The sequence below is a fragment of the Otoolea muris genome, from assembly GCF_943193115.1.
Taxonomy (GTDB): Bacteria; Bacillota; Clostridia; order Lachnospirales; family Lachnospiraceae; genus Otoolea; species Otoolea muris.
This window is the reverse complement of the sequence record NZ_CALPCY010000001.1, coordinates 31,106-57,636: the sequence shown is the minus strand read 5'-3', so window position 1 is coordinate 57,636 and position 26,531 is coordinate 31,106. Positions and strand designations below refer to the sequence as shown.

Annotated in this window: 23 protein-coding genes; 22 read left to right on the top strand and 1 reads right to left on the bottom strand. The window is 55.3% G+C overall.

Features of this window, described 5'->3' with window-relative positions; translation table 11 throughout:
• Nucleotides 1-560 precede the first annotated feature (560 nt).
• From NFS31_RS00270 to NFS31_RS00165, 22 genes are all read left to right on the top strand, one after another.
• Nucleotides 561-2,798: a hypothetical protein gene (locus tag NFS31_RS00270; protein WP_160226980.1), complete on the top strand. Its 2,238-nt coding sequence runs from the start codon at nucleotides 561-563 to the stop codon at nucleotides 2,796-2,798.
• Between the two features lie 101 nt (nucleotides 2,799-2,899).
• On the top strand, nucleotides 2,900-3,313 hold the full coding sequence (locus NFS31_RS00265; RefSeq protein ID WP_160226981.1) for a hypothetical protein: 414 nt from the start codon (nucleotides 2,900-2,902) through the stop codon (nucleotides 3,311-3,313).
• A 242-nt stretch (nucleotides 3,314-3,555) separates the two neighbouring features.
• Nucleotides 3,556-4,005, top strand: coding sequence for a hypothetical protein (locus NFS31_RS00260; protein WP_160302792.1), 450 nt, complete (start codon nucleotides 3,556-3,558; stop codon nucleotides 4,003-4,005).
• Nucleotides 4,006-4,032: 27 nt separating this feature from the next.
• On the top strand, nucleotides 4,033-4,542 hold the full coding sequence (locus NFS31_RS00255) for an FHA domain-containing protein (protein ID WP_160226983.1): 510 nt from the start codon (nucleotides 4,033-4,035) through the stop codon (nucleotides 4,540-4,542).
• On the top strand, nucleotides 4,535-5,116 hold the full coding sequence (locus NFS31_RS00250) for a hypothetical protein (protein ID WP_160226984.1): 582 nt from the start codon (nucleotides 4,535-4,537) through the stop codon (nucleotides 5,114-5,116). Before NFS31_RS00255 ends, NFS31_RS00250 begins: the two co-directional genes overlap by 8 nt.
• A gap of 39 nt (nucleotides 5,117-5,155) precedes the next feature.
• A complete protein-coding gene (locus NFS31_RS00245) occupies nucleotides 5,156-7,102 on the top strand; it encodes a hypothetical protein (RefSeq protein ID WP_251490336.1) in 1,947 nt (648 codons plus the stop codon).
• A complete protein-coding gene (locus NFS31_RS00240) occupies nucleotides 7,095-8,261 on the top strand; it encodes a hypothetical protein (RefSeq protein ID WP_251490334.1) in 1,167 nt (388 codons plus the stop codon). Before NFS31_RS00245 ends, NFS31_RS00240 begins: the two co-directional genes overlap by 8 nt.
• 63 nt (nucleotides 8,262-8,324) lie before the next feature.
• Complete coding sequence (locus tag NFS31_RS00235) at nucleotides 8,325-8,999, top strand: hypothetical protein (protein ID WP_251490332.1); 675 nt, start codon at nucleotides 8,325-8,327, stop codon at nucleotides 8,997-8,999.
• A gap of 63 nt (nucleotides 9,000-9,062) precedes the next feature.
• Nucleotides 9,063-11,522 (top strand): hypothetical protein, encoded by a 2,460-nt coding sequence (locus NFS31_RS00230; RefSeq protein ID WP_251490330.1) that lies wholly within the window; start codon nucleotides 9,063-9,065, stop codon nucleotides 11,520-11,522.
• Nucleotides 11,523-11,606: 84 nt separating this feature from the next.
• On the top strand, nucleotides 11,607-12,389 hold the full coding sequence (locus tag NFS31_RS00225) for a hypothetical protein (protein WP_251490329.1): 783 nt from the start codon (nucleotides 11,607-11,609) through the stop codon (nucleotides 12,387-12,389).
• Nucleotides 12,390-12,453: 64 nt separating this feature from the next.
• Nucleotides 12,454-12,786, top strand: coding sequence for a DUF4280 domain-containing protein (locus NFS31_RS00220; protein ID WP_160226990.1), 333 nt, complete (start codon nucleotides 12,454-12,456; stop codon nucleotides 12,784-12,786).
• Between the two features lie 145 nt (nucleotides 12,787-12,931).
• Nucleotides 12,932-14,596: a DUF2345 domain-containing protein gene (locus tag NFS31_RS00215; protein ID WP_251490328.1), complete on the top strand. Its 1,665-nt coding sequence runs from the start codon at nucleotides 12,932-12,934 to the stop codon at nucleotides 14,594-14,596.
• A 58-nt stretch (nucleotides 14,597-14,654) separates the two neighbouring features.
• Nucleotides 14,655-15,554, top strand: a complete 900-nt coding sequence (locus NFS31_RS00210) for a hypothetical protein (RefSeq protein WP_251490327.1) — start codon at nucleotides 14,655-14,657, stop codon at nucleotides 15,552-15,554.
• 85 nt (nucleotides 15,555-15,639) lie between these two features.
• A complete protein-coding gene (locus NFS31_RS00205) occupies nucleotides 15,640-16,710 on the top strand; it encodes a pentapeptide repeat-containing protein (protein WP_251490326.1) in 1,071 nt (356 codons plus the stop codon).
• On the top strand, nucleotides 16,695-17,153 hold the full coding sequence (locus NFS31_RS00200) for a hypothetical protein (RefSeq protein ID WP_251490324.1): 459 nt from the start codon (nucleotides 16,695-16,697) through the stop codon (nucleotides 17,151-17,153). The genes NFS31_RS00205 and NFS31_RS00200 overlap by 16 nt, the downstream gene beginning before the upstream one ends.
• A gap of 216 nt (nucleotides 17,154-17,369) precedes the next feature.
• On the top strand, nucleotides 17,370-18,059 hold the full coding sequence (locus tag NFS31_RS00195; protein ID WP_251490323.1) for a hypothetical protein: 690 nt from the start codon (nucleotides 17,370-17,372) through the stop codon (nucleotides 18,057-18,059).
• A 594-nt stretch (nucleotides 18,060-18,653) separates the two neighbouring features.
• Nucleotides 18,654-20,528: a methyl-accepting chemotaxis protein gene (locus NFS31_RS00190; protein ID WP_251490322.1), complete on the top strand. Its 1,875-nt coding sequence runs from the start codon at nucleotides 18,654-18,656 to the stop codon at nucleotides 20,526-20,528.
• A gap of 223 nt (nucleotides 20,529-20,751) precedes the next feature.
• On the top strand, nucleotides 20,752-21,267 hold the full coding sequence (gene purE, locus NFS31_RS00185; protein ID WP_160302800.1) for a 5-(carboxyamino)imidazole ribonucleotide mutase: 516 nt from the start codon (nucleotides 20,752-20,754) through the stop codon (nucleotides 21,265-21,267).
• Between the two features lie 58 nt (nucleotides 21,268-21,325).
• Nucleotides 21,326-22,357 (top strand): phosphoribosylformylglycinamidine cyclo-ligase, encoded by a 1,032-nt coding sequence (gene purM, locus NFS31_RS00180; RefSeq protein ID WP_251490321.1) that lies wholly within the window; start codon nucleotides 21,326-21,328, stop codon nucleotides 22,355-22,357.
• Complete coding sequence (gene purN, locus NFS31_RS00175; protein ID WP_251490320.1) at nucleotides 22,351-22,944, top strand: phosphoribosylglycinamide formyltransferase; 594 nt, start codon at nucleotides 22,351-22,353, stop codon at nucleotides 22,942-22,944. Before purM ends, purN begins: the two co-directional genes overlap by 7 nt.
• 19 nt (nucleotides 22,945-22,963) lie before the next feature.
• The gene (gene purD, locus NFS31_RS00170; RefSeq protein ID WP_251490319.1) at nucleotides 22,964-24,247 is read left to right on the top strand and encodes a phosphoribosylamine--glycine ligase; all 1,284 of its coding nucleotides are present in this window, start codon (nucleotides 22,964-22,966) and stop codon (nucleotides 24,245-24,247) included.
• A gap of 642 nt (nucleotides 24,248-24,889) precedes the next feature.
• Nucleotides 24,890-25,267 carry a YccF domain-containing protein gene (locus NFS31_RS00165; RefSeq protein ID WP_251490318.1) on the top strand — a complete coding sequence of 126 codons (378 nt, stop codon included), beginning with the start codon at nucleotides 24,890-24,892 and terminating at the stop codon, nucleotides 25,265-25,267.
• A 193-nt stretch (nucleotides 25,268-25,460) separates the two neighbouring features.
• Here NFS31_RS00165 and NFS31_RS00160 read toward each other — a convergent pair whose 3' ends face one another.
• Nucleotides 25,461-26,375 carry a hypothetical protein gene (locus NFS31_RS00160; protein ID WP_251490315.1) on the bottom strand — a complete coding sequence of 305 codons (915 nt, stop codon included), beginning with the start codon at nucleotides 26,373-26,375 and terminating at the stop codon, nucleotides 25,461-25,463.
• Nucleotides 26,376-26,531: the final 156 nt, after the last annotated feature.

Sequence of the window (26,531 nt, the reverse complement as noted above, 5' to 3'; positions counted from 1 at the left end):
ATGTACTCTCGGAATCTCTCTGTGCCTGATTTTGTGAGATAATTTTTTGTCAGATGTGCACAAATTTATGAGGCGTACGTGGAACGTACGTTGATTAAATTTGGGCGCCTCTGGCGGAAAATCAGCCGCAAAGGCAGGCGCAGAGAGATTCCGAGAGTACATCATATCATTACGCAGCATATTATATCCTATCATACACACTATACGGACAGGCGGATCTGAATTTAAGGATCCGTCTGCCCCATCTCTGTCCGGCCGCCGCGCCGGCGATCCGGAGCGGCAGAGTCACATCGTGCAGCATTTTCTGCTGCTGAAATAACATCAGGCGCTCATTTTTCCCGGAATCATGTTATTTTTAGTCGAATCATGTATGATATATTATCAATATATGGAAAAAAATGGATAAATAAATTGACTTGACATAACTTCAATGTTAAAATGTTTTTATAATACATAAATGCGAATCGCCACAATTTTACCTGATGGCTGCGCCGTTTTTTTGGCATATTTCATATATATATTTGCGCTCCATAAAGCCAGCAGGGGAGAGGAACAAAAGGATGAAAATTATTAAGCAGACCAACCGGACCATTCTGTTTGACGTGATCAATCCGGAGCGCCTGGATTTGATCAATCTCATGGCAGGGATAGAGACCACGGGCAAGAGCCTGACGGACGAGAAGATCAAGGAGATCCACAGCCATCTGCTGGTCCACAGCTTCGACGAATTCTTAAAGAAGTTTGCCCCGACGATCTACAGTTATTTTGACGCGGAGAGCAAGCGGATGGTTTATACGCTGGAGCGTCCCATGGGGATTCCGGCGCAGTTTGTGAAGGAGATTGTCATTGACAGGAACAACGGTTTCTTAAAGACCTTCATGCGGCTGATTGATGAGAAGCGCAGCTCGAATAAACCGAACGTGACCTTTAACTATGATTCCATGCTGGAGATGCTGTCTCCTCAGAAGACATTAAGCGATATGAAGCGCTTAAGCAAGGACGTGAATTATCTGGCGAAGGAGAGCATGAAGCTGGAGAGCGATTCGCCGGCCAGGCTTAAGCGCTTAAAGCTTTTATCCAAGAAGATCAATGAGACGGAGAATTTTTATAATGAATTCCCGACGCAGATTGCCCTGATGATCGGCACGATCCGGGAGAATCTGGTCGCTATAGAGGCGGCCGGGCAAAAGGGCGGGGGAACTCCTGTTCCGGCTCTTCCCTATTTTGACGGCGAGGGCGAGATGAAGACCATTACGTTCAACCCGGCGGAGGGGGTTCCGCTTCTGGAGGCCGATGATCAGGCGACGGCGCTTCTGGTCTCGGAGATCGAGGATCGGTATGACTTAATCGAACAGCGGCGCAAGAACGCGGTGGGCGCTCCGGCAGAGCAGGAGAGCGGTGCGGACCGGGTGTCTTCCCTGATGCAGGAGCTGGTGGTTTCCGCCTTCACGAACAAGATGTCCTCCAAGCTGGCAGTGATGGAGACCGGCAAGAAGGTGGAGCTGTTCAACAACTACAGCGCGCTTTACAATACGTGGCAGAAGGATTTTATCAAGGTGGCGAAGCCCATCTTTGAGCGCATCCTGGGCGTAAAGGCGTTCTTTGATTCCTATACGCCGAAGATTAAGGGCATGGCGCCGTCCCTGCTGGTGACGAACCTGCCCATAGAGGAGCTGGTGGAGTCCCAGAATATGGAGAAGCTGAAGCTGTATCTGGAGACGGTGAACAATAAGACGGATTATACGGATACCATCTGGTTCGGCATCGTGCCGAGGATTGAGCTGCAGCGCGAGATGCCGCTCGACGATTATACGACGGAGATGACGCTTGATTTTGCGGAAAAATGGGGCTATTCCGGCGAGTATGACGAGGACGATCCGGTCTTCTTCTCCTCCATGGACACGCTGCAGAACCTCCTGGATGGGATTAAGAAATATAAGATACAGACGTTTTTCGGGTTTGAGACAGGGGAGGAGTCTACGTTTTCGAGGATGGCCACGGACGGGGCTGCCCCTTATATGGATAAGGCGGAGGAGATCGCGGGGAATGTATACGATGAATATGCCATTGCCTGTTTCCCGAATGTGACGGTGGTCCCGGAGGACAAGTCGAGAGTGGTCACCTCCAGGGGCGCGAGGCTTTCGGAGAACGGGACCGTGGAGTTCCCGAAGGGCCTGGAAAATGACGTGAAGTTCTGGATGAAGGGCGTTTATGTGGGCGCGGAGTTTGTGGCGGCCGGGATCGTGGCCGCGTGCCAGTGCCCCAATTTCCTGAAGACATACTTAAAGAAGGTTTACCCGGATTTCCCGGGCGTGCGGTTCGACCTGGAGGAGAATGAAAATGCGCTGCGCCTGCCGATCGTGTTTGCAAAGGAGATATCGGGCTTTACGAATGATGTGAAGGAGGAGATTGACCAGAACAAGTTTGGCTTTGTGTTCTCCTCTGATAATTATACGCTGGACGGCAAGATTGTCAGCGGCATTACGGTCATGAGCGCCAGAAGCATGCATATGGACCGCCGCACGTACCGGAGCGTTTTCCAGACCACCAGGCGCACCTACATTGAGCGCATGATGGCCGCGCAGCTCCGCAGCAAGGATGAGCGCAGTATCCGCGCGTATTTTGAGCCGAGCGGGCAGATCAGCGAGTGGATGAAATTCGGGACCTGGGATAATTCGATTATACGGGAGGGAGAGAGCGTGGAGCTTGAGAATATCGCGGAGGGCCTGTGCGATATCCGCATCGAGTCCAAGGGCGTGTCCGAGAGCTTTACGATCAATATTACGGAGAATGAATAGGCCTGTGGACCGGACAGGCGCAGCAGAGAGTTTTAAGCCCCGCTTGTGAAAGCTTCAGCGAGTAGATAGATAGTTCAGGTAAATAAGGAGAGGAGATTCAAATGGCTTTAACGACAGTGCAGGCAAACAGCTTAAAGATTGCGGATATCGCAGAGATCACGGAAGGCATTTCCTATGTGGAGTTCACATCCACGATTGACGAGCATTCCTATGCGCGTTCTTCGGATATCTACTGCACCCTGATGATTCAGGGCGTGATCAACATGGATTCCACGAAGAAGATTCTGGGCGACGAGTCCAAGAAGATGCTGGAGTGGTCTCTGGTGGCGTCCAACCATGCGGACTGCTACAAGGCAGTGGAGGTATCCTATACGCATAACGACGTAACGACCAAGTATAAATTCAGCCACGCCTTCCCGGTTTCCTACAAAGAGGAGAATGCGGATCAGGAGAAGAGATTCACCCTGGTGGTAAGGCAGAAGAAGGATCGTCTGGCTGATATTGTTGTAGAGTAAGAGAACGCGGCCGTCCGGTGCTTCCGGGCGGTGTCTGACGGGCGGGCAGCCCGGTTTCGGCGGCGGGGAGGAAAGCCGAGCCGCCGCCGCTTTCATAAGACGGGGCATTTATTTTTTGGAAAGCGCGGCAGCCCAGCCAGGCTGGGCCGCCGCGGAACAGTTGTATAGAAGGCTAGTCAGCACAGGAGAGGGTTTCGCTTTATGAATTCTCTCCTGAATGCGGTTAAGGATGGGAGGGCCATATGGCGGACCAGGGTGCGGTGAACCTTTTTATGGTGGTTTCCATGATTGCTTTGTGGGTGATGGTCGCTGGCCTTACGGGTATTCACATTGCGGAATATCTGAAAAAACGGACCCGGATGAGGGCTGTGATCCTGGACAGCCGGGGAGAGGCGCGGGACGAGCATGAGCTTGGAAAACAGAAGGAATTGCTGATAGGGAAATCTGCGCCTGCGAATCTGGTAAATATTGACTTTTCTGATTCCGCCTACGCCGCCTCGATCGAGGAGGATCACGCGGCTCTTGTGCGAAACGGCGCATACTGGTATGTCTGCGCAAGGGCGAACAACGGCATGGTGGGGCTTAAGCAAAAGGGCGGTGAACCGGTCTATAAGCTGCAGAAGGGGATTTTGTACCGGATTCAGCGAGGCGATACGATATATATTTCATATGAGAAGATTGTGATTCAATGAGGACGTTTGAGAGGATGCGGGATTGACATGGGCTTAATCAGGTGTGAAAACGGACATTTATTCAGCGAAAAGCGGTACGGGACCATCTGCCCGTACTGCAGTACGGCTGTGAATATAGCCAGGAAGAAGGGGGAGGATGTGGACGGCGTCCTGCGGGACACCACATATCTGGAGGAGCTGGAGGTGATGCATCCTGTGGTCGGATGGCTTGTCTGCATTGAGGGGCCTTCCAAGGGCAGGGATTACCGGATGATTGCGGAGAAGAATTTTATCGGCAGGAGTCCGGAGATGGACATCCGGATCCTGGGGGACAATCATATTTCCTATAAGAATCATGCCATTGTCTCTTATGACGGAAAGAAGCGGGCGACGTTTCTACTGCCCGGCGACGCGCAGGGGCTTGTCTACCTGAACGGGGAGGCAGTCTATGCGCCCACACAGATGGAGGCCTTTGACCAGATTGAGCTGGGAAAGAGCAAGCTTCTTTTTATCCCCCTCTGCGGGGCGAATTTCGAGTGGGAAGAGGAAGATGAGTAGACGTTACGGCAATGCCCAGACCATAGGCAGCCTTGTGCATCAGAATACGTATTTTATGACAAAGCAGGTCGGGGAGGGGTTTCTGGCTGTGCTGGCGGACGGCGCGATCGACAGCGTGACAGGGGCTTACGGCGCGATTCTGGCGTGTGAGACAGTGGCCAGGGGGTTTGTTTCCCTGGAGGATGTGGAAGGCCAGTTCACGGCGCAGTTTGCCCGCGCCGCCGCGCTTTTGCATGAGCGGATTTATAAGGGCCGCCCTCCGAGGGTTTCCCTGCTCGCCGCCTGCTTTATCGGGCATGATATGTATTACCGGAACGTGGGCGGGCTGTCCCTGGCGAGCTTTAACGGCAGGGAGCTGTCCCTGGCAAAGGAGGAGAGCGGAAGGCTGGACAGGAGAGGCATTACGACCCTTTTGTGCAGCCAGGGCGTATGGCAGGCCCTGACGGAGGTGGATGTGGAAAAGCTCCTGTCAGGCAGGGCGCATCCGTACAGGAAGGCCCAGAACATGATTGAAGCGGTGAACCGCCGGAATTTAAAGGATCAGAGAAGCGCATTGGCGGTGATTGTGGCGTGATACGCGCCGGCTTACCTGCGGATGGAAAAGAGGAACCATATGAGAAAGTTGAACAGCCAGTTCATTACCACATTTGTATCAGAGGCAGGCTTAAACGGGCAGAACGGGACATATTACGGCTTTGTGGAGATGGATCGCTATTATTGCATGGCTGTGGCCGAGGGCTATGACGGGGACGGCGGCCGGGAAAGCGCGAAGCTGGCGGTCGATGCGGCGATGGAGGCGTTTGTGCAGAAGCCCGGGATGTCGGCAGGGCGGATCCGGGCCTGCCTTAAGAGGGCGCACAGATGCCTGGCGGAACAGAGCGTGCGCATCCGGCTGAAGGCCGGGATCCTTGTGCTGGTCTCGGATTATACCCGCTTCCGGTACGGTGTGTGCGGCAATGTGATGCTTTATGCGTTTCGCAGCGCGGGGATCTACCATCAGAGCGTGACGCATACGGTGTACCAGAATATGTCCGGGCAGGCGGCAAAGGAGGGAACCGGACCGAAGGAGGAGACGGGGAATGTCGTCCATTATCTGGGCGGAAGCGGGAGGACGGCTGTCTCCGGCAGGCTGAGGCTTGAGGACGGGGATGTGCTGTTAGCCGTCACGGAAGGCTTCTGGAGCCGTATCAATAAGGTGGAAGTTCTGGACGCGTATGAGTCCATCCAGTCCGTGGAGGAGTTTCTGGGAGATCTGCAGGAGCTGTATCTGAGGGGCAGCACGGAGGGGATTCCCTGCTGCTGCCTGGCCGCGGTGGAGGTCAAAAAGGCGTATAAGGAAAACAGGGCCCTGAAAAAGAAGATCCTTACGTGGTGCCTGATTCTTTTCCTGATCCTTCTGGCCGTCTCCCTGATCGCGGCTGTGGTGTTCCGGGTCAGGCGGCGAAAGCAGCGGGAGGTACAGGATACGGTGGCCGTGTACGAAGAAACAGGGGATCAGTATATGGCTGATTTGAGCTGTACGCTGGCGAAGCAGGAGTATGAGAAGGCGGCGCAGGAAAGCAAAAAGATAAGTAAAAATGGAGAGAGGCTTGCAAAGGAAAAGGAGCTGTCGGAAAAGATTGGGCTCAGCGAGATGCTGAAGGAAGCGGACGACGCTTATGGCGCCCGCAGCTATGCCCAGGCCCGCGAAGGATATAAGAAGGTCCTGGAGCGGGCGAAGCAGTATAAGGAGCTGTCATCCCTGACAGGCGTGCTTGAGAGGCGGATGAAGCTTGCCGGGACCGGGATGGAGATTGACAATTATATGCAGGCCGCGGCCCTTAAGGAGGCGGAGGGAGATCTGGAGTCCGCCGCTGTTTTGTACGGCCGCGCGGAGGCGATGCTGCGGATCGTGGAGGATCCGGAGCTCTTAAAGGAGGCGCAGCTCGCCCTTCTGCGGATCGAGGGGCAGGCCAGGGAGGAGGCAAAGGCCGAGCGCGCGAAGGCGCGGGATGAGGTCATCATCGACGCGGATAAGGAGGCGGCTCTGAATGCGATCCTGGCAGGGGATCTGGAGACGGCCATTGCGCAGTATACGAAGATCAGGGATTCGTATATTGCCCTGGAGGACAATGAGAAGGCAGAGGAGACGACGCAGCTCATTCTGTCCCTGCAGAAGCAGGCCATGGAGGAAAAGGATCTGAAAGAGGATGCGATCGAGGAGGACAGGCAGGCGGCTTTTGACGCGATCCTGGCCGGAGATACGCAGGAGGCGCTCGCGCTTCTTGAGAAGGCGCGCGATGCATATACAGAGCTGGAGGATGCGGAGGGCGCGGCGGAGATGGAGCAGATGATCGCTTCCCTTAAGGCGCAGGATGCCCAGGATCCGGGAGAGGATACGCTTCCCGGGGACAGCGGGGAAGAGGACGGGGAAGCGGCCGGTCCCGCGGGAGAGACAGGGGATGGCCCGGCCCGGGGCGCGGGCAAAGAGGCAGCCGGCCGGGCGGGCGCCTCAGGGCGTAAGAACGCGCCCGGCGCGGATGAAAAGCGGCCCGGGCCGGGAGGTGACACGGATGGATGAGAGCTTTATCTATGAGCGCTTAAAGGCGCTGAGCGGCGGCCTGGAGCGGGAGGGCTACCGGGACATCAGCAAGGCGTTTGAGGAGGTCGTCCGCTATAACAGACAGGCGCTGAGGGAGCTGGAGACGAAGCTGAATGAGGAGCTTCGGGATATTTCAGAGCGCTTTTATCTGTACGGGGCCGTGGCAGCGGCCGGGGATACGCCGATTGTGAATGATTTTCTGTTTCCCATGGATGAAGGGAGCGAGCCGGAGAGCCTGGCCACCGTGTTCTGCCCATGCGCGAAGAGCCGGCTCAGGGAGCTGTTTGGCCAGCCTCATGAGCTGGAGATTCAGACGGACGCGGGAACCGTCACGCGAAAGGCGCGCTTTGCGCCGTGCAGGCGCTACCAGAGAAGGATCGGGGAGCTGCGCGATGTGTATTATGAGAACGGCGTTTACTGGAGGACGCCGTATCTGCCGTATGTGGATCGGTTCGCGGATGTCTTCTGCGAGGAGCAGGGGGCCGGGCCTGAAGGTGAAATTCGTTTCATCCGTATGAAGGATCTGGATCTTCCTCTGAGTCTCGGCCTTGTGCCTCTGTGGAATGTGGAGCCGGTAAAGCTCAAATGCACGGTGTTCCCCATCCCGGCGATTGACGAGCGGTATTTCTGCCATACCTTACGCCTGCCTTTCCCGCAGGACGGCTATGTGGTCCGCCGGGAGAGGGGGATCCGGAACATGTATATGAGCGCGCGGGGGATGGAGGTCATCACAGAGGAGCGGGGGCAGAAGGAGTTTGCTCTGTACCGGATCGCGGTCCGCCGGGATGTGAAGGTTCCCCATTATCCCCTGACCTCGAACATGCGCCGGATGCGCCATATTGACCGCCAGGCGGACAATGCGGCGGGCCGGCTCTGTACCAGGGCGGAGATAGGCCGCATCGCCTCTGTCTATGAGGCGTCGGAGGGCCTTAAGCTGGTGGAAATCCGGGAGGACAGACAGGGGAGCGCGGAGGGGGAAGGCGGCCGTTACCGCTTTGCCCCGCCGGGCCGGGAGCGCCTGTGCCTGGCGTTCCGGGCAGAGGAACGCGGGTTTCTCACAGAGGATCAGGTTTCCTTTCTCGCGGAGGAGGTGCAGGGCGCTTTTCCCCAGTTTGCGGTTACGGGGGAGATCGTATAGGGGCAGCCGGGCGCAGAGCGCCGCGGCGTATGGTTTACACGGGACGGGAAAGGGAGGTCAGGCATGAAACGGCTGTGGCAGGCGGCGATGGAGGTTCTGGAGAACGGCATACGGGAGAATGATCTGTTTTTTGACGTGACGGACACCAGTTCTCCTTATGGGGAGGCGACAGTGAAGAACGCCTACAGCCCCTTTGGGCCGGATGTGGGAACTGTGGCTGTGAACCCGTATTACAGCTATGAGGCGATTTTTACCCATCTGCTGAAGCCGGGGCGCGTCCCGGAGCTTACCCGCTTTTTGTGCGATCTGATCCTGCGCCATCTGTGGGAGACGGATGCCTGCGCCGGCATGGATCTGGAGGCGTTTTATGTGCGTTTTTTGGCGGAGGATATCCGAAACGGGGCGTTCGGCCCTGAATTTTTGGTCCGGGATTTTTCGGAAAAGGAGATCCGCCGGATCGCCTGGCATTACTTAAGGCTGTGCCGGACGGGGGATTATGAGCGGTGCTTCTGCGATGCGCTCTGCCGCCTGTACAGGAATGCATGGGTGAATATGCGGGAGGACGGGAGCCTGGTGCTGATTGTGAATGAGCCTGCTTCGCCGCTCCATGAGCGCAGAGTGACGGCGCTGCGGAGCGTGTTTCTGCAGGCGGGGAGGACGTGCCGCATTTTCTGGGATATCCCTCCCGGGATCGTGGAGTGTGAGGAGACGCCGCTCGGCGGCTTTGTATTGTTTTGAAAGTATGTTCGGTAAATGATGGTTTTGAAATGGCAGTTTTGGTTTAGTTGAGGGGGACGGGGTGTGTCGTACAGGTACAGGCTGTTTAAGGATGGCAGGCAGACGGGCGGGCGGCGTTATACGCTGGATGAGCTTCGGGAGATGGGAACCTTTATGCTGCGGGATCTCTGCGTGAGCGAGCGGATTATGACAAGATCAGCGGGCCTTGATCCGAAGCGCCTGAAGCGGGAGGAGCTGATTGAGCTGCTGTTCCGCTACAGAGGGAAGGAGGAGGAGCTCCTGGCGGATGATTTTTCCGAGGATTCTGTAAGCATCATAAAAAGCCTTTCGGCGCGGGCAAAGCTGGCCCCGGAGCGTCTGACTGCGCCGGGCCGTCTGGCTCTGAAGAGAGGAACGCCTGTTTCGGAGGCGGAGGACATCTTTCTGGAGCACGGTTTTTCCGGGACGCATTTTGTGGGGATCATCTCGGACGGGGACGGCGCGGTCCTGGCCGTGTTTGAGGTTCAGGAGAACCGGCTGACGCTGTCGCCGCGGCGGGTGTCGCCGTCCCTGGGCGCGGGTGTTTACCGGGATCTGAGCGTGCTGCTCTTTGACGCGCCCTCCAGCCTGCGGGTGATACGGGCTTACAACAGCCAGCGCGCCAATCCGGCGGGAGAGCGGGATCTGGCGGCGGCCATGGCGAGGCTTCCGATTCTGACCGTGGAGGAGCCGGGCGACTGCGGCGAACCGCTGACGATCGATTTCGGGGCGGGATATACCTGCGCCGCGTCCGGGGAGCCGGCCGGCATGGGTAAGGCCGGGATCCGCGCGGTCGTGTTTGAGGGGGGCAGCCGTTTATGCCCCAGTGCGGCGGCTGTCCGGCGCTGCGTGTCCGGGGAGGTAAGGTTCTGCTTCGGATATGAGGCCTGGCGGCTTTTGAAACAGGGAGGCTGCGCCGGGGGGATGACATTTTTCCACAGCCTGAAGCGGTATCTGTTTGAAGAGAGGACGCTGGAGGTGTGCGATGCGGACGGGAATGCGGCTCTTGTCTCCTCAGACGCGCTTCTGAAGGGATTTCTGGAATATCTGGTCGGCGTGGCTCAGGGGGAGCACGGGGTGAAATATAAAAAAATCTGCTTTCTGCTGCCGGAGAAGCGGGCGGGACTGGCGCTTGACCGTTTCCGGGCCCTGCTGCCGGATTATGAGGTGGAGGGCGTCTGCTCGGAATCCGTGAACAGTGTGTATGATGCGATCGCCCGGCAGGCGGGCTCTGCGGACGCCGGCTCTGCCCGGGTGCTGGCGTTTCACTGCGGAGCCGGTTCTTCGTCCCTGACGTCCTGCGAGTATGAGACGGATAACACGCGCGTGGCGTACCGGGTCTGTTTAAAGGAACGGTATTTAAACGGGGACAGCAGCTTTGGCGGAAACCGCCTGACGAGCCTCATTTTCATGTACCTGAAAATAAGGGTGATGCTTTCCGTGACGGGTTCAGAGGAGGAAGCGCTGGACGAGGGCTTTCTGGACGCGTATTCCCTGGTGGATCAGTACGGCGGCACGGAGAAGATCTACGAGCGCTTTACGGCCCTTTATGAGCGGGCGGAGGAGACGGTTCCCACCCGGTTCGGAAGGCTGCGTGAGTCAGCGGAATATAAACGCCAGAATTTCTACCGGCTCTGGCTTCTGGCGGAAGGGCTGAAAACCGCTTTTTTCTCCGGCGTGCCTGTGAACACGATTGCGCTGCCGGATCGCTTTGCGGCCATCAGCGCGGCGCATGTGCGCACGCCGGAGGGGCTTGCGGAGCGCCGCCTTGATTTCACGGTGCATAAGGATGCGCTGGAGCTTTTGCTGGCCCCGGAGATTTACCGTGTTGTGAAGCGTCTGATTGAGCCTCTGTGCGATGAGGACGGTATTCTGTCGGGATATGGGATCCGGTTTACGGGGATGAGCTGCCAGATCCCGCTGTTCCGCGATGCGCTCCGGGAGTTCACGGTGGGGCGCAGGGCCAGGGTAAAGAATGGGGCAGACGAGCTGAAGCTGCGCGCCTTAAACGGGGCGATTATTCGGGGACAGATGCAGGAGAGCGGGCGGATGATCCCTGCGCTTGAGAAGGAGGAGGCTGCGATCGCATATTCCGTTACCACGCAGGCCCACGACGGCTCCGTGGTGAGGATCGTGTCCGACAGGGACGCAGGCCGGGAGGTGTTCGGCTGCGTGACGCGTCATGCGGCTACCCGCAGAGTGGTTTTTGCGATCCGGGACGCGCTGGGAAATGCGGCCGGGGAGCGCGAGGTTTCCCTGGATATCCGGTTATTTGAGGAAACCACCTATGACAGACTTTTCGGGGCGTATCCGGCGTTCCTCCCGTATCAGGGGGATTTTGACTCGATTGGGGAGGATGAGATCCGCCTGTTTGTGTACCGGGAGAGGGACTGGGACTTCTGCGTGCTTCCGGCGGCGAGGAAGGGCGGGACATTAAGCGTCGGAGAGGTGTCCCGTTTCCTGTTTGACAATGAGAGTCCCGATTATTTCGGCGGGTGGCTGTGAGGTGTCCGCAGAGCTTGCCGGCCAGCGTAAAGTGCGCCAGCGGACGAACCCGGCAGGAGGGACCGCTGGCCTGGGAGGTTTGACATGGAGCTGAAACAGGTGTTTCCCATATTTGAAGAGGGGCGTATCCTCAAGCGGGATGCGCTTGATCTGCTCCGCGATTATGCCCCGGAATTCGCTTCCCTTCTGTTTGAGGAGCACGGGAGCGGGGTGATGGCCGGATTTCGCATACGGGAGCAGGGCGGAACGGTTTTTGTGGGCCCCGGCATCTTAAAGGACAGAGATTCCTTTTTCTGTATGCGCCGGGAGGCCGCGGTTTCGTTTGATCAGTACGGCCGTGCGGTGCGGATCGTGCTGAGAAGGATTGGAGAGCATATGTCTGCAGATTTCAGGGAGGAGCGCTATGAGCTGTCTCTGGAGCCCGTGAGGGAATCCGGGGAGGGGGAGTATGAGCTGGGACGCTTTTTGCTGGAGTCTGGGGCAAGGCTCAGGGCCGGGGAGGATTACAGGGATTTTCACGATTTGGTCACGGAATTCAATACGCTGAATCCGGTGCATATCCGCTATGCCTGCAGGGGCGGGCATACGCTTTCACCGCTTGTGATGCGTATGTACGGGAAAGGCGTGCTGCGCGCGCCCTCGGCAGAGATGGCGGACATTGCCTTTGGACTGGCCTGTTTAAACGGGGGGCATGTGTCCGGCGAGGCGATCCGGGAGTACCTGTCGGCAAAGGGAGAGACGGCGGGGCGCGGCGGCGGGAACCGGGAGCTGTATGAGGGGCTGGCGGGGATTTATGCAAGGCTTGTGTCCGGCGGCGGGGCGCGCCGCAGGCCAAAGCAGACAGGCGGGAAGACGCTGATTGAGTAAAGCGGGCGTGAGCAGAGCGCCGTATGCTGTGCAAAGCGGTCAGATAGGTAAGGAGGAGTTTGGTATGGGACAGTCGTATGTGGTGAATGGGGCCACGCTGAAGTGTATGCTGGGGGCGGCGCCTTCGACGCTGACGGTGCTGCCGGTAAACCGGGTGGAGATTAACGGGAAGGCAAAAGCAAATATCGGGGATTGTAAGCCGATGGTGAATATCAAGCCCTTTGGGACGTGCGCGAAGATGGCCCCGCCTGTGCCGTGTACGCCTATGGTGGCCGGGGTGTGGCTGAAAGGGAAGACGAATGTGACCGTGGGGGGCCTGCCGGCGCTGATGAGTGATTCGATGGCGATCTGCTCCTGCGGGGGCGGGATTATTAAGATACAGAAGGACGGACAGTAACAGCAGAATGGGCGCGGTGAAATTAAGCGGACATTTGTAAGGCCGGGAGGGTGGATCGTGGAGTACGGAGATGAGGATTTTATTGCCTGGATGGCGGTTTTGATTGAGAGCGAAGAGGAAGAGGACGAGGGAGAGGAGGAGGAAGATGATAATTGACGTGACCAGGCTGAGCGTCAGCCCTTTTGCTGTGGAAGGAATTGTGGAGATGAAGGTGGAGCAGTCCCTGAACCAGCATGCGTCCATGTATTTGAAAGGCATCATTCCCAAAGGGGCCGGGGACTCGGTTGTGACAGACACGGATGATTCGACGGAGATTACGGTTTCCGGATCCGGGGAGGTGATTTTTAAGGGGCTTGTGCAGGATATCAGGGCTTCCTTTGAGGGGCAGGTGTATTATCTGGAGGTGTGGGCCGTTTCCTTCAGCATTAAGGCTGACACGGAGGTGGTTTCGCGCTCGTTCCAGGATGCGGGCATGAATTACCAGCAGATTGCGGACAGCCTGGCGGCCGAGGGCGGCCTTTCGGCGGGTATGGAGACAGAGGCCCTGTCCGTGCGCAATCTTCTTCTCCAGTATCAGGAGACGAACTGGGAGTTTTTGAGGCGGATTGCCTCGCACAACAGCAGCGTGCTCCTGCCGTCCGTGACGGAGCCGGCCTTTTATTTCGGCATTCCGAAGGGAAACCAGAAGGGAAGCCTCCTGTCCTACCGTTTTTCCGTGGGGAAGAATCTGAGGCGCTACCGCAGGCATTCCGGGGCGGGGGTGGACGTGGCTCCGGCGGATTCGGTTGAATACATGGTGACAGCCGACGATTCCGTGCTGTCCATCGGCGATACGGTGGATTACGGGGACAATACGCTGTTTGTGCGGGAGGCGCGGCTTCATCTGGCGGACGCGGTGCTGACCTGTCAGTATGTGCTGTGCCCGGAGAACGGCTTAAAGGTCCCGTCTGCCTGGAACCGGCATATTACGGGGCTTACGCTGCCGGGGCGCGTGCTGGAGGTAAAGGATGACACCGTAAAGGTCCTGCTGTGTGTGGATGAGAGCCAGGACACGGCGGCGGCGTATGCATTTCCCTATATTACCCCTTACAGCGCGGAAAACCACACGGGCGTTTACCTGATGCCGGAGCCGGACGATGTGGTCTGCATCCAGTTCCCGACGGAGGATGAGAGCATGGCTGTGGCCCTGTCCTCATGGCGTCAGGCGGGAAGCGACCGGACGGTGAATCCGGATGTGAAGTATTTAAGGACACCCCATGACAAGGAGATCCGGATCAGCGAGACGGAGATCCTGATTACGGCCAAGACGGGCGGGCTTTATGTAAGGCTTGACGAGAACAACGGGATCGAGGTGTTTTCCCAGCACGGGATCATGGTGAATACGCTGTCCGGCATTGACGTGACGGCGGCAGGGCATATCTCGCTGTCAGCCGGGGGAAGCATGATCTTGAATTCCGGGCTGGGCGTGAGTATTAATTCCGGCCTGGGGATCGGGGCCAGGGCCGGCAAGGAGATCCATATGACGGCCGGGACGGACGCGGTTCTAAAGAGCGGCAAGGAGATGACGTTTACCGCCATGGAGAAGATGGGCATGGAGACGAAAAAGGAGCTGGTGGTCAATTCGGATAAGGATATGACCATTGCCAGCGAGAAGAAGATCTCCCTCGCGGCCAAGGGGGATATGGCCCAGAGCTCGGATAAGAAGATGAATATCAGCGCCAAATCGCAGGTGGGGATTTCGTGTAAGGCGAGTTCGATCAAGCTGAACGGGGCGATGGATCTGAAGGCGTCGAAGATTAAGGAGAATTAAGGCTGTGATTTAGGCTTTCAGAACCGTTATGGTTTAAATGGAGTTGGAGGTGGATTGTATGGGGCAGAAAGCAGTAAAGGGAGCAAAACCCGCAAAAAAGCCGCCTGTAAAGCCGTCTGGAAATAAACCGAACGGGGGATGCGGTTGTGAGACGTTTGAACAATGCATGATGCGGCAGCCCTATGGGGTGGATGTGTGGAGCGGACCGAAGAAGAGTCAGGCTATGGGGTGTATCGCATACAGCGAGAAGAAATGTGTCATAGACAACAGCAAGATCAAACCTAAGGTGGAGAAGGCTTTGAAGAGAAGAAGGCTTCCGTTTTATGCTGAACTCAGCGACCTTATTGATACGCAGGAGAAGAGCAAAGTGATGGTGTTTCCAGCTATCAATGAGGGGTATATTCAAAGAAACATGGGTAGTCTTGCTAAAAATATTCATAACACCGCTGATTTTACAAATTTCCAGAAGTCCATGATTCTGCGCGCAAACCTGGTAAGGAACGGGATGGTTATGAAGGAGGATCCGGACGAGGATATTGAGGAAGAGGTTTCTGTTAAGTTAAAGGAACTATTGCCGTACTGCGGTGAATATACGCCTGATATGTGGTCGGTTGACCATATACGTACCCGCTCAAAAGGGGGGTGTAACCGTTTCTGCAATGCGATGGTCATAACCTTTTATGATAATCAGATAAAAAGTGACAAAGGGCCGGGATGTCCCTGTATTTGTCCCCTTAAGGAAGACGAGACGCCGGGAGACGGCCAGAAGGTGCTTAATCATGAGAAGTGGAATAAAAAAAGATATGAACTTTATGAGTGTACGGAGTATTTTCTGGCCAGGGAAAACAATGTGAAAGGGTTGCCGGATAAGCCCAGCGGCATATGCGATCCTGCGCGTGACTGCAAACTGGATAATCCGTGCGAATGGCCGCCCCCCAAAAAAGCGGCGGAAGCATGACAGCCTGCGTATACGCCGGAAGAATATGTGGTCGGTTAGGCGTTAGAACGGGCATGGATAGGAATAGAGGGGGACAGAAAAGGCGATGGATGAACAGTTTCAGAAGGAGTATTTTGAGATAAAAAACGAGGTGCTTTTCGCGGCGAATAACTGGTATTTTTCTCATGCGGACGAGATGGCGGCTTCCTTTAGGGAGGCGCTTGTGAAGTCATGCGCGCGCGTGGTGCAAATGCAGGAAAAGGGTTTCCCGGCGATGGAGTATATGGAGATCACGATGCTGCGCACGAGGCTTATAAAGGGCGATTACCGTCTTCCCGTTATGGTTTATGGGACGGACTGGTATGCTGATCTTAAGCAGGCCCAAGCCGGGGAGGCAGACGGGAGCGGGCTCTTTTCGTTTTATGAATCTCTGATTCAGCAGACGGAGGGGCTTATTAAGAAATACCGCTCAAAGCTTCCGGAGCGCATGGGGGAGATCTGTATGTGTACAGCGGCAGATCTGTTCTGGAATTACGCCTACATGGCCGGGAGGAGAGCAGTCATGGGGTTTGAGCCGGCGGGAGCGGCTATCACGGATGAATTTCAGGTGCGGGTCTGTGAATATATGGGGTATGGGATTATATGCCGTCGCTATATGCCCAGAATGAAGCCCGGGGAGCTGAAAGAATGGTTCGGGAGAGGCCCGGGGGAGGATTACCAGTACCGGGATTACAGGGGATATGACTGCTCAGGCTGGGATTTTTCAGGGTTTGATCTGGCTGGATGCGATTTTTCCGGCTGTGTGCTGGACGGGTGCTGCTTCGAGAATGCTTCATTGTCCGGCGCATGGCTGTGCAATAGCTCGGCTAAAAACGCATCCTTTCAGAATGCCTGGCTGACAGGAGCGAAATTTGACGGATCGGACCTTGAAGGGGCTGTCTTTACAATGGCATACAGTATGTGCAGGGCGAATGAGGACGTCTGGCGTAAACCGGACTATCACCGGGCGAGCTTTGCAGGATGTAAATTGAAAAATGCGGATTTTACATTCACGAGGATTGAGGCGGCTGATTTTTCTGGGGCGGATTTGGAGGGCTGTCAGTTTAACGACGCGCATAGAACCTATTACGAGGTGGATGATGAGCAGAGGGAGAGGGCCGTATGGAATACTTTTTAATGAAGCCGTATCAGGGAGGACAGGCGATCCGGCAAGTGAACCATGATAAGGAAGTCATGGTCTTTCGAGTTACGAAAAAAGGGGACGCGCCGGATTTTACGATGCGGCCCCGCCCGCTAATCAGCAACCGTTTTAAGGAACTTTTGGAACAGTACCTGCCGGACATGGAATTTATCCCATGCGTGGAAGAGGAGACGGGAGAACCCCGGTTTTGGATGTTCCATCCAAAGGAGCAGCCGCCGGAGGAGGCGCAGTTTTCGCCGGACGGATCGGTCTGCGCGGTGCGGCCGATGGGACTGACGCCCATTTTCATGGTTCCCAATTATAAAAAGGTATCGTATGTGGTGAATCTGCCTCTGGCGGAAAGTCTTCTGAGGCGCGGTTATGTAAATATGGAGCTTGAGAGGATAGAGACAGTAGAGGCAGAGGCGGATGCCGGTTGAAAACAAGACCGCAGGTGTGAAAGGAAAGGAAAAATAATATTAAATTTCCGCCGGGAGAACGGGTTCCTTACGGCGGTTGGCTTCCAGATATAATGTGGACGGTTGATTATTATGATCGCATAGATTATTATCTGGCTAAAGGAACGGTCAAGCTGCCTGCTGAGCTCTGCGGCACTTGTGATGATAAACTTAATTGTAATCAAAAAGGAGGAGCCAATGAGCGATTTTGAAGACAGGCCCATAAGCCGGTTTTCCATCAATGGGCCGGCGCTGTGGGAGGGATGTATCCTGGCATCGTGCGTGAATGCGGTGATGCTTCCGGAGTATCCGTTTATCCTGACAGAGCATGAGTGGTCCGGCGGTATCTATGTGACGCGCGGCAGCGGCGGAGCGCAGGGAGCGCTTGTGTTTGACGAAAACCATAACCTGATTTTGGGAATGTTCCGCGATTTTGGCAGCGAGCGGAGCGAGCTGGTTGTCTCCGACGAGTACGCGGCGTTCCATTACGCGGGCGCGCCGGAGGAAACGCGGGAGATGGCTGAGGCCCTGTCCATACTGTTTGAGGCAGGCGACAGGGATCTGCCCTATGTGACCGCCGGATTCTGGGGAGAGGACGGCGCGGTTTTTTCCCATGACTCCCAGGAGGAATGGCTCCTGCACGGAGGCGATATCCTCACGTCCCAGATGATGCCTTTTGAGGAGGCCATGGAGTATTACCGGATCCAGGGTTCCATGGACAGCCGCAGAATGGAAATTGCAGAGCGCATCTGGCGGGAGCGGATCAAAAGCCGGGAAGGAGAGACAGCCGTGACAAAAGAGGAAGCTGAGATATTGGCCAGCACAGGCCCCTATAATATGGACGTGTGCGAAGAGGTGTTCGGGCAGTTTGGAGTAGTGTTTGAGTAATACAGTCTGGGGCAGTTTCTATATCTATGTGGAACCAGCAGAAAGCGCTGGCGCCTGGCAGGGTCTTTCAAGACCCTGAGCGCAGGTTCATGGGATATGGAAGCTGCCCCCGGCTTTTTTTGATGATATATGGAAATATTGATGATATATGGAAATTTTGATGATGTACGGAAATTTATACAAAAGATGGATCAATTCATTGACGCCTCATCTCTTCGATGTTACAATTGAACCAGTAAAATATAAATGCGGATCGCCGTGATGCTATCCGATGACCATGCTGCTGTCCGCTGTTTTGGGATGCATCTGCACGCCTTGCTTTGCGGTGTATCTGGCCAAAATTCACGTAACGCAGCTCTCTGCGCCGCGTTCATTTGGCGCAGGTTTCCCACAAAGCGGAACGCACATCCGGCAGGACGCATGTTAGACGCGCTCGAAAGCCTGAGGGGAAAGGGGGATGAACGATTAATAAAAAGAGAACATTTTCCGCATAAGCTGCCGGAACGGAGAGCAGACGTTGGGGGAGGTAATTGCATTATTTCAGACAGTCAAAAGACAAAACACAAACATACACCGGGGAAGGAAAATAATACAATGAAAAAAATGTTTACCAGGCGTTTGTTCATTTATATGCTGACAGCGCTCATTATCACCATCAGCACGATTTTTGTACTGCAGACCGTGAGCAGCCAGGAAGAGAATATGGCTTCCAGCCGGGATAAGCTGGACATGGTAAAAGCAAAGATTGTGAGCAATGAAACGAATATTGCAAGCCTTACTGAAAATCTGGGCGAAAATAATCTGGCGAAGACGAGGGCCTTTGCAGATATGCTTGCCATCGATCCGTCGATCAATGGCGATGCTGAAAAACTGAATGAGATTAAGGACAGGCTGATGGTGAATGAACTGCATATTATTGATGAGAATGGGATCATCACCGGCAGTACAATCGATGCCTATATTGGATTTGATATGAAAAGCGGCGAACAGTCCAATGCCTTTATGGTGATTGTCGATGATCCTTCGATCGAGATTGTGCAGGAGCCCCAGGTCAATGTGGCGGAGGGGGTTGTCATGCAGTATATCGGCGTGGCGAGAAAGGATGCAGGGGGGCTTATACAGGCAGGCGTGCGCCCCGAGGTTCTGGAGGCTATGCTGGCCGGGACAGAGATACATGAGGTTTTAAAGGATATCGATTTCGGCGCAGATGGCTACGTCTATGCCATCGAAGCGCAAAGCGGGGTGATCGCAGCGCACAGGAACGAAGGGCTGATCGGAACGCCGGCCACAGAAGCCGGATTTCCCGCCGGGTTTACAGGAAACGGGAAGGCGGTGATCGATGGGGTCAGGGGCTATTATGTGGCAGAGGCATATGGAGACTGGATCATCGGAACCTTTATGCCGTCTGACGAATACTACCATGCGCGCAAGGAGCAGACGCTGGTCGTGTCGCTCAGCATGCTGGTTATTTTCGGCGTGCTTCTGCTCATGATCAATCTCATGGTGGACCGAAAGATCGTCCGGGGAATCAACCGCATCAAAAGCTCCATGAAGGAGATCGCAGACGGGAATTTTGATATGACTGTTCATGAACGGGGAAATGCAGAATTCATGCAGCTCTCGGACAGCATCAATAAAATGGTGGGGAGTATCCGCCAGAACATGCAGGAGAACGGGCGGCTTCTGGAACAGCAGGAAAAGGATGTGGAGCATAACCGCGCCATGATCCGGAATGTGAAGAACGCATGCCTTGATCTGAATCAGGTATCAGGTAAGAACCAGAAAAATGCGGACAGCATTTATTATGGGACGGGCGAACAGGAGAAAGCGGTCGGGGATTTAAAGCAGATCATGGAACAGCTCACACAGGAGCTGAACGACAGCGTGAACACATCAAACGGGGTGATGGCAGCCACCCGGGAGACGACGGAAAAGATGGAGGAAACCAGGTCCCAGATCCGATTATTGAAAGAAGCGATGCAGAGAACGAGCGATATGTCAAGGGCGATTGAAAAAATTATTGATGAGATCAACTCTATCGCACAGCAGACGAAACTGCTTTCCGTGAATGCTTCCATTGAGGCGGCCAGGGCCGGCGAGATGGGAAAAGGCTTTACGGTCGTGGCGGCCCAGGTAGGGGAGCTTGCCGCCAGAAGCTCGCAGGCTGCAAAGGAAACGAATGAACTGATCACAAATTCGATCAGGGCCGCAGAAGAGGGAAAGCTCATTACGGATCAGACGGCCGAGGCGTTTGGCATTGTTTCTGAAAATGTCGGAAAGGCGAACCAAAATGTGGAACAGATCGCGGATATGGTCAGCCGCAATGTGGATATTGTGGCCAGCGCAGTGGGACAGATTGAGCGGATTTCCGGCGTTGTGGAAGAAAATGTGCGGATTTCGCAGGATACACAAAAGGCGTCGTCCCATATGGCGGATATTGCGGGCAAATTGATGGACATTATCCAGTAATGGTCTGTGCACAGCAGCGGGCTCTGCCCTGCGCAGTGCGGAGCATAATAGAAGCGCAGCAGGCGGGCGGAAAGCCGCCCCGTCTGAACAGCGCCGCAGAAGGGGGGATCGGTTTTCGGATTCCCGGCTTTTCTATTGACTTGCCGCCAAAAAGCTAGTATAATCCACACGGATTGATTGTCCGTGACAGAACCGAAAAACAACCGAAAAAGGAGAGAAAACGATGGCAAAGGTAGGAATTGTAATGGGAAGCGACTCAGATATGCCGGTGATGGCTCAGGCCGCGGATTTTCTGGAGAAGATGGGGATTGAGTTTGAGATGAGAGTCATCTCGGCGCACCGGGAGCCGGATATTTTCTTTGAATATGCAAAGAGCGCAGAGGCTAAGGGCTTTCAGGTGATCATAGCCGGGGCCGGAAAGGCCGCCCATCTCCCGGGCATGTGTGCGGCGCTGTTCCCGATGCCGGTGATCGGGGTTCCGATGAAAACCTCGGATTTAGGCGGGGTGGATTCCCTTTATTCGATTGTGCAGATGCCGTCAGGCATTCCGGTGGCGACCGTGGCTATCAACGGAGGAAAGAACGCCGGCATCCTGGCCGCGAAGATCCTGGCCGTCTCGGATGCGGAGATTCTGGCAAAGCTGAAGGCCTATTCGGAAGAGATGAAGAATGAGGTGGCGGGCAAGGACGAGACGCTTGCGCGGATCGGATATAAAGAATATACGGCACAGATGAAATAAGCAGGGTACAGAAAACGGACTGTAACGGTTGCGGACTGTACATATTTGGAGGACAGGGATGGATTACAGGAATGCTGGAGTAGATATTGAAGCCGGATACCGCTCTGTAGAGCTGATGAAGGAGCATGTGAAGAAAACGATGCGTCCGGAGGTGATGGGCGGACTGGGCGGCTTTTCAGGGGCGTTCAGCGCGGCGGCGCTTAAGGGCATGGAGGAGCCGGTTCTTCTGTCCGGGACGGACGGAGTGGGAACAAAGCTCAAGCTCGCCTTTCTGATGGATAAGCACGACACAGTGGGGATTGACTGCGTGGCCATGTGTGTGAACGATGTGGCGTGCGCGGGCGGAGAGCCCTTATTTTTCCTGGACTATATTGCATGCGGAAAAAATGTGCCGGAGAAGATAGCCGCGATTGTGAGCGGCGTGGCAGAGGGCTGCAGGCAGGCAGGGGCGGCCCTGATCGGCGGCGAGACGGCGGAGATGCCGGGCTTTTACCCGGAGGACGAGTACGATCTGGCGGGCTTTGCCGTGGGAGCGGCGGACAAAAAGGATCTGATCAGCGGGGACGCCTTAACCCCGGGCGATACGCTGATCGGCATGGCGTCCTCCGGCGTACACAGCAACGGTTTTTCGCTGGTGCGCAAGGTGTTTGAAACGGAGATGACAAGGGAGGGCCTGCATACCTGGTATGACGCGCTGGGCGGGACGCTGGGCGAGGCGCTGCTTGTCCCGACCAAGATATATGTAAAGGCCCTGAGAGCCGTGAAGGAGGCCGGCGTGACGGTCAAGGCGTGCAGCCATATCACAGGCGGCGGTTTTTATGAGAATGTACCGCGCATGCTGCGGGACGGCACGCATGCCGTGATTAAAAAGAGCAGCTATGAGATTCCGGCCATTTTCCGGCTTCTGGCCGAAAAAGGCGGGATCGAGGAGCAGATGATGTACAATACATTTAACATGGGAATCGGCATGGTGACAGCCGTTGCGCCGCAGGACGCGGATAAGGCGATGGAGGCCATGCGCGCGGCCGGCGAGGTTCCGTACATCATCGGTTATGTGGAGGCAGGAGAAAAGGGAGTGACCCTATGCTGAGAGTGGCAGTGATGGCGTCCGGAGGCGGTACGAACCTCCAGGCGATCCTGGACGCGATCCGGGACGGGGCCATAACGAACGCGCAGGTGACGGCTGTGATCTGCAATAATGCAGGCGCGTACGCCGTGGAGCGGGCCAGGCGGCACGGTATCCCGGCCTTTATCGTGAGCCCGGCGGCGTATGAGAGCCGGGAGGCGTTTAACGAGGCGCTCTTGCAGACCGTGGACGCATGCCGGCCGGATCTGGTCGTGCTGGCCGGATTCCTGGTAAAGATTCCGGCGCCAATGATCGAAACATACAGAAACCGGATCATTAACATCCATCCGTCCCTGATCCCGTCCTTCTGCGGCGTGGGTTATTACGGGTTAAAGGTTCACGAGGCGGCCCTGGCGCGGGGCGTCAAGCTGACGGGCGCTACGGTCCACTATGTGGACGAAGGGACGGACACCGGTCCGATTTTACTGCAGAAGGCCGTGGAGGTGCGGCAGGACGACACGCCGGAAAGCCTTCAGAGGCGCGTGATGGAGGAAGCTGAATGGGTGATTCTCCCGGAGGCGATCGACCGGATTGCCAATGGCCGGATATAAACACACAGAGGAGCATAGCATGAAGGTATTGATAGTAGGAAGCGGCGGCCGCGAGCACGCCATTGCCTGGAAGGTTTCAAAGAGCCCGAAGGCGGATAAGATATACTGCGCGCCGGGCAACGCCGGGATCGCGGAGTTTGCAGAGTGTGTGGAGATCGGCGCCATGGAATTTGACCGGCTGGCCGATTTTGCAGAGGAAAAGAAGATCGACTTAACAGTGATCGGCATGGACGACCCGCTGGTGGGCGGCGTGGTGGATGTATTTGAGTCAAGGGGCCTGCGCGTGTTCGGCCCGCGCAAATGTGCGGCCGTTCTCGAAGGCTCCAAGGCATTTTCCAAGGATTTGATGAAAAAATACCATATTCCAACCGCGGCGTATGAGGTCTTTGACGACGCCGGGGAGGCGCTTCAATATTTGAAGACAGCCCCTATGCCGACGGTGCTCAAGGCCGACGGCCTGGCGCTGGGAAAGGGCGTCCTCATCTGCCAGAACCGGGAGGAGGCCGAGGCCGGCGTGCGGGAGATCATGACAGATAAGAAATTCGGGGCGGCCGGCAATAAGATAGTGATTGAGGAATTCATGACCGGCCGCGAGGTATCGGTTCTGTCCTTTGTGGACGGGGAGACGATCCGGATCATGACCTCCTCTCAGGATCACAAGCGCGCCATGGACGGCGATCAGGGGCTGAACACAGGGGGGATGGGGACCTTTTCACCGAGCCCCTTTTACACGGACGAGGTGGACGCGTTCTGCAGGGAGCACATCTACCAGGCCACGGTTGACGCCATGAGGGCCGAGGGACGCGCCTTTAAGGGGATCATTTTCTTTGGCCTGATGCTGACCGAGCAGGGCCCGAAGGTGCTGGAATACAACGCCCGCTTCGGTGACCCGGAAACCCAGGTCGTGCTTCCGAGGATGAAAAACGACATTGTGGAGGTGTTTGAAGCCTGTGTGGACGGCACGCTCGACAAGATTGAACTGGCGTTTGAGGACAACGCGGCGGTCTGCGTGGTCCTGGCCTCGGACGGATATCCGGTGAAGTATGAAAAAGGCTTTGCGATCCGCGGCCTGGAGGCATTTCAGGGCAAAGAGGGCCGGTACGCGTTCCACGCGGGAACCAAATTTGGCGCGCATGGGGATATTGTGACAAACGGCGGCCGTGTTCTGGGGATAACGGCCCTTGGCAGCGATCTGAAAGAGGCCAGGGCCAATGCCTATGAGGCGGCGGAATGGGTCGATTTTGAAAATAAATACATGCGCCACGATATCGGGAAAGCGATTGATGAGGCATACATTAATTAAATTTGGGCGCATCTGGCGGAACATACAGCGGTGCAAAAGAGGTATATGCGACTGGCATTTACCATGATATTTGCAGGATTATAAAAGTTGTTTGCGGTAAGGAGAACCATCTGCCGGCCACATTGCAGAATGGGGGCGTCGCCCCCATTGAGCGGCCTGTTCCCGGCACAGTGTGGTTCTCCCTGCTTCATCCCATCCGCTTATGGCTTATCAGGGCATTTCTTTTTTATCCACAAAGTTCTTCAGGAGAACGGCTGACAATGCCGATAGGATCCTTGCGAAAATCGTACTCCACAGGACGGGAACAATGCAAATTCATACGCCATTTTCCTTGTGCTTTTCAGCCTGTCAAACGGTTTCTCTCCGTAATGCCGGCTGAGTAGCGGCTGGCATCCGTCGCCTACTCCCTGCAGTATCAGATATATTATGCAGATAACATAAGCGATGCAGGCATAGGTAGCGATCGCAGGCTCTCCTCCATAGGATACAGAAAAACGATTTATAATAATCGGTGCGAAATTTGCACAAAAATTGTGCGAATTTTGAGCGGGGATGATTGCATTGGGTAAAAGAACTGTTGCTGGCGTTTTTTCAGCGTCACAGCATGGGAATAATTGAGAGGTTCGGGAAGGAGATGTGTATATGGGATGTCTGGGAAATCTGATTTGGTTTATCTGCGGCGGCGCGCTCAGCGGTTTGAGTTGGTGCCTGGCAGGATGCCTTTGGTGTATTACGGTTGTGGGGATCCCGGTGGGAATACAGTGCTTTAAGTTTGCTTCGCTTAGTTTTTTCCCTTTTGGGAAAGAGGTGGTATACAGCGGCGGGACGGGATCGTTTCTTGTGAATATGATCTGGCTGCTGGTGTCGGGGCTGCCGCTGGCGCTGGAACATTTGGTAATCGGGATTGCTCTCTGTGTAACGGTTGTGGGGATCCCGTTTGGCTTACAGCAGTTGAAACTGGCAAAGCTGGCCCTGATGCCGTTTGGGGCGGAGATTATTTTCAGGGGCTCCGTATTTTAAAGAAGGGGATGTTTTTGAAAGGGAATCACAGGGATTTATCAGCCTGATATGGCGGCGCAGGCCGGGAACAGCAGGCTGACAGGGGAGGTTCCGGTAACGTATCTGGAGAAGCTTGTGAAAATCGGGCAGGGACAGCTCTTTCCTGCCCGAATTCAGTGCAATAAGTTCGACAGACGGAACGGTTGCAATGCAGCTATTTTAAAACCCGGAAAGTCTTGATGATATCATCGCGGATATGGTATGCATTGTAGCTGATTTCACTCTCTTTGCAGGCTTCAAAGCAGATAAGCCACTTTTTTGAGCCGGCGGGCGCAACCGGAATGTAGACGGAGATGTCTAAAAAGTCGCCGGCGCCTTCACACAGGAGGTAGTTGTGATGTTCTGTCTGGAATGCTTTTGTGGTCCATGTGAGGATGCTTGTATCCATCTTCAGGCGGTCATTCAGTTTCCCGCTGTCCACAAAAGCCTGTATGGCTTCCGGGGAGCTTAAATCTTCTGAATCCGCGACAGGCATAACCATGATGCTCCCGTAATCTCTGGCAGGGTCAGGTGCTGCGTCGGAGCGCTCGTCACGGATGCTGACCTGGCCAAAGGAGGTCCAGATGATAATCGAAGCCACGGCTTCCCCATCCTTTCGCAGGAAATAAACGAGAATGCCGTCATCGTTTGTCTGGTTATCAAACTGATATCCTGAGCTGCTGCGGATATTCAGAACCTGCTTCAGATACGGATCAAGGCCGCCGTTTCGCACGTACCGGTCAACCTGCTTCCCGGAGCCGGACAGAGAGGCATCCACAAAGGTTTCAAAGTTGTGGATAGTTTTTTGCACTTCGGAATCATCGTAGAAGACGATGGGACAGATTTCGCTGGAGCCGAAATACCAGGTTCCGGGGTATTCGATGTAGAACAGGTCGTTGTTCAGGCAGTGATATGGGACGCCGTCCGGCCCGGTTCTGCCCTCTGAGAAGCCAATCGCGCAATACTCAAAGCAAACAGGAGGATCCGAATCCTCTGTTACATCTGCGTGAACAGGTAAAACGCCAAGGGCTGCAGACAGAAGGCCGCATGCGATCATGGCTGAGAATGCTCTTCTCCAGGACGTTTTCATAGTAAAATCCCCCTTTATTGTGTTTATAGACGTTTAAATAATCAATTATAACAAATATATCAGAAAAAATGTGGGATTACAAGCTGTTTTGCGGATGAATTGATTGGCTTGGAATCTGTCATCTTTTATAATGATATTATGAATTTTTTTGCATGT

Excerpts from the sequence above, each read along its gene's own strand:
- NFS31_RS00270 (WP_160226980.1), top strand. The coding sequence starts at position 561 with ATGAAAATTATTAAGCAGACCAACCGGACCATTCTGTTTGACGTGATC.
- NFS31_RS00265 (WP_160226981.1), top strand. The coding sequence starts at position 2,900 with ATGGCTTTAACGACAGTGCAGGCAAACAGCTTAAAGATTGCGGATATC.
- NFS31_RS00260 (WP_160302792.1), top strand. The coding sequence starts at position 3,556 with ATGGCGGACCAGGGTGCGGTGAACCTTTTTATGGTGGTTTCCATGATT.
- NFS31_RS00255 (WP_160226983.1), top strand. The coding sequence starts at position 4,033 with ATGGGCTTAATCAGGTGTGAAAACGGACATTTATTCAGCGAAAAGCGG.
- NFS31_RS00250 (WP_160226984.1), top strand. The coding sequence starts at position 4,535 with ATGAGTAGACGTTACGGCAATGCCCAGACCATAGGCAGCCTTGTGCAT.
- NFS31_RS00245 (WP_251490336.1), top strand. The coding sequence starts at position 5,156 with ATGAGAAAGTTGAACAGCCAGTTCATTACCACATTTGTATCAGAGGCA.
- NFS31_RS00240 (WP_251490334.1), top strand. The coding sequence starts at position 7,095 with ATGGATGAGAGCTTTATCTATGAGCGCTTAAAGGCGCTGAGCGGCGGC.
- NFS31_RS00235 (WP_251490332.1), top strand. The coding sequence starts at position 8,325 with ATGAAACGGCTGTGGCAGGCGGCGATGGAGGTTCTGGAGAACGGCATA.
- NFS31_RS00225 (WP_251490329.1), top strand. The coding sequence starts at position 11,607 with ATGGAGCTGAAACAGGTGTTTCCCATATTTGAAGAGGGGCGTATCCTC.
- NFS31_RS00220 (WP_160226990.1), top strand. The coding sequence starts at position 12,454 with ATGGGACAGTCGTATGTGGTGAATGGGGCCACGCTGAAGTGTATGCTG.
- NFS31_RS00215 (WP_251490328.1), top strand. The coding sequence starts at position 12,932 with ATGATAATTGACGTGACCAGGCTGAGCGTCAGCCCTTTTGCTGTGGAA.
- NFS31_RS00210 (WP_251490327.1), top strand. The coding sequence starts at position 14,655 with ATGGGGCAGAAAGCAGTAAAGGGAGCAAAACCCGCAAAAAAGCCGCCT.
- NFS31_RS00205 (WP_251490326.1), top strand. The coding sequence starts at position 15,640 with ATGGATGAACAGTTTCAGAAGGAGTATTTTGAGATAAAAAACGAGGTG.
- NFS31_RS00200 (WP_251490324.1), top strand. The coding sequence starts at position 16,695 with ATGGAATACTTTTTAATGAAGCCGTATCAGGGAGGACAGGCGATCCGG.
- NFS31_RS00195 (WP_251490323.1), top strand. The coding sequence starts at position 17,370 with ATGAGCGATTTTGAAGACAGGCCCATAAGCCGGTTTTCCATCAATGGG.
- NFS31_RS00190 (WP_251490322.1), top strand. The coding sequence starts at position 18,654 with ATGAAAAAAATGTTTACCAGGCGTTTGTTCATTTATATGCTGACAGCG.
- purE (WP_160302800.1), top strand. The coding sequence starts at position 20,752 with ATGGCAAAGGTAGGAATTGTAATGGGAAGCGACTCAGATATGCCGGTG.
- purM (WP_251490321.1), top strand. The coding sequence starts at position 21,326 with ATGGATTACAGGAATGCTGGAGTAGATATTGAAGCCGGATACCGCTCT.
- purN (WP_251490320.1), top strand. The coding sequence starts at position 22,351 with ATGCTGAGAGTGGCAGTGATGGCGTCCGGAGGCGGTACGAACCTCCAG.
- purD (WP_251490319.1), top strand. The coding sequence starts at position 22,964 with ATGAAGGTATTGATAGTAGGAAGCGGCGGCCGCGAGCACGCCATTGCC.
- NFS31_RS00165 (WP_251490318.1), top strand. The coding sequence starts at position 24,890 with ATGGGATGTCTGGGAAATCTGATTTGGTTTATCTGCGGCGGCGCGCTC.
- NFS31_RS00160 (WP_251490315.1), bottom strand. The coding sequence starts at position 26,375 with ATGAAAACGTCCTGGAGAAGAGCATTCTCAGCCATGATCGCATGCGGC.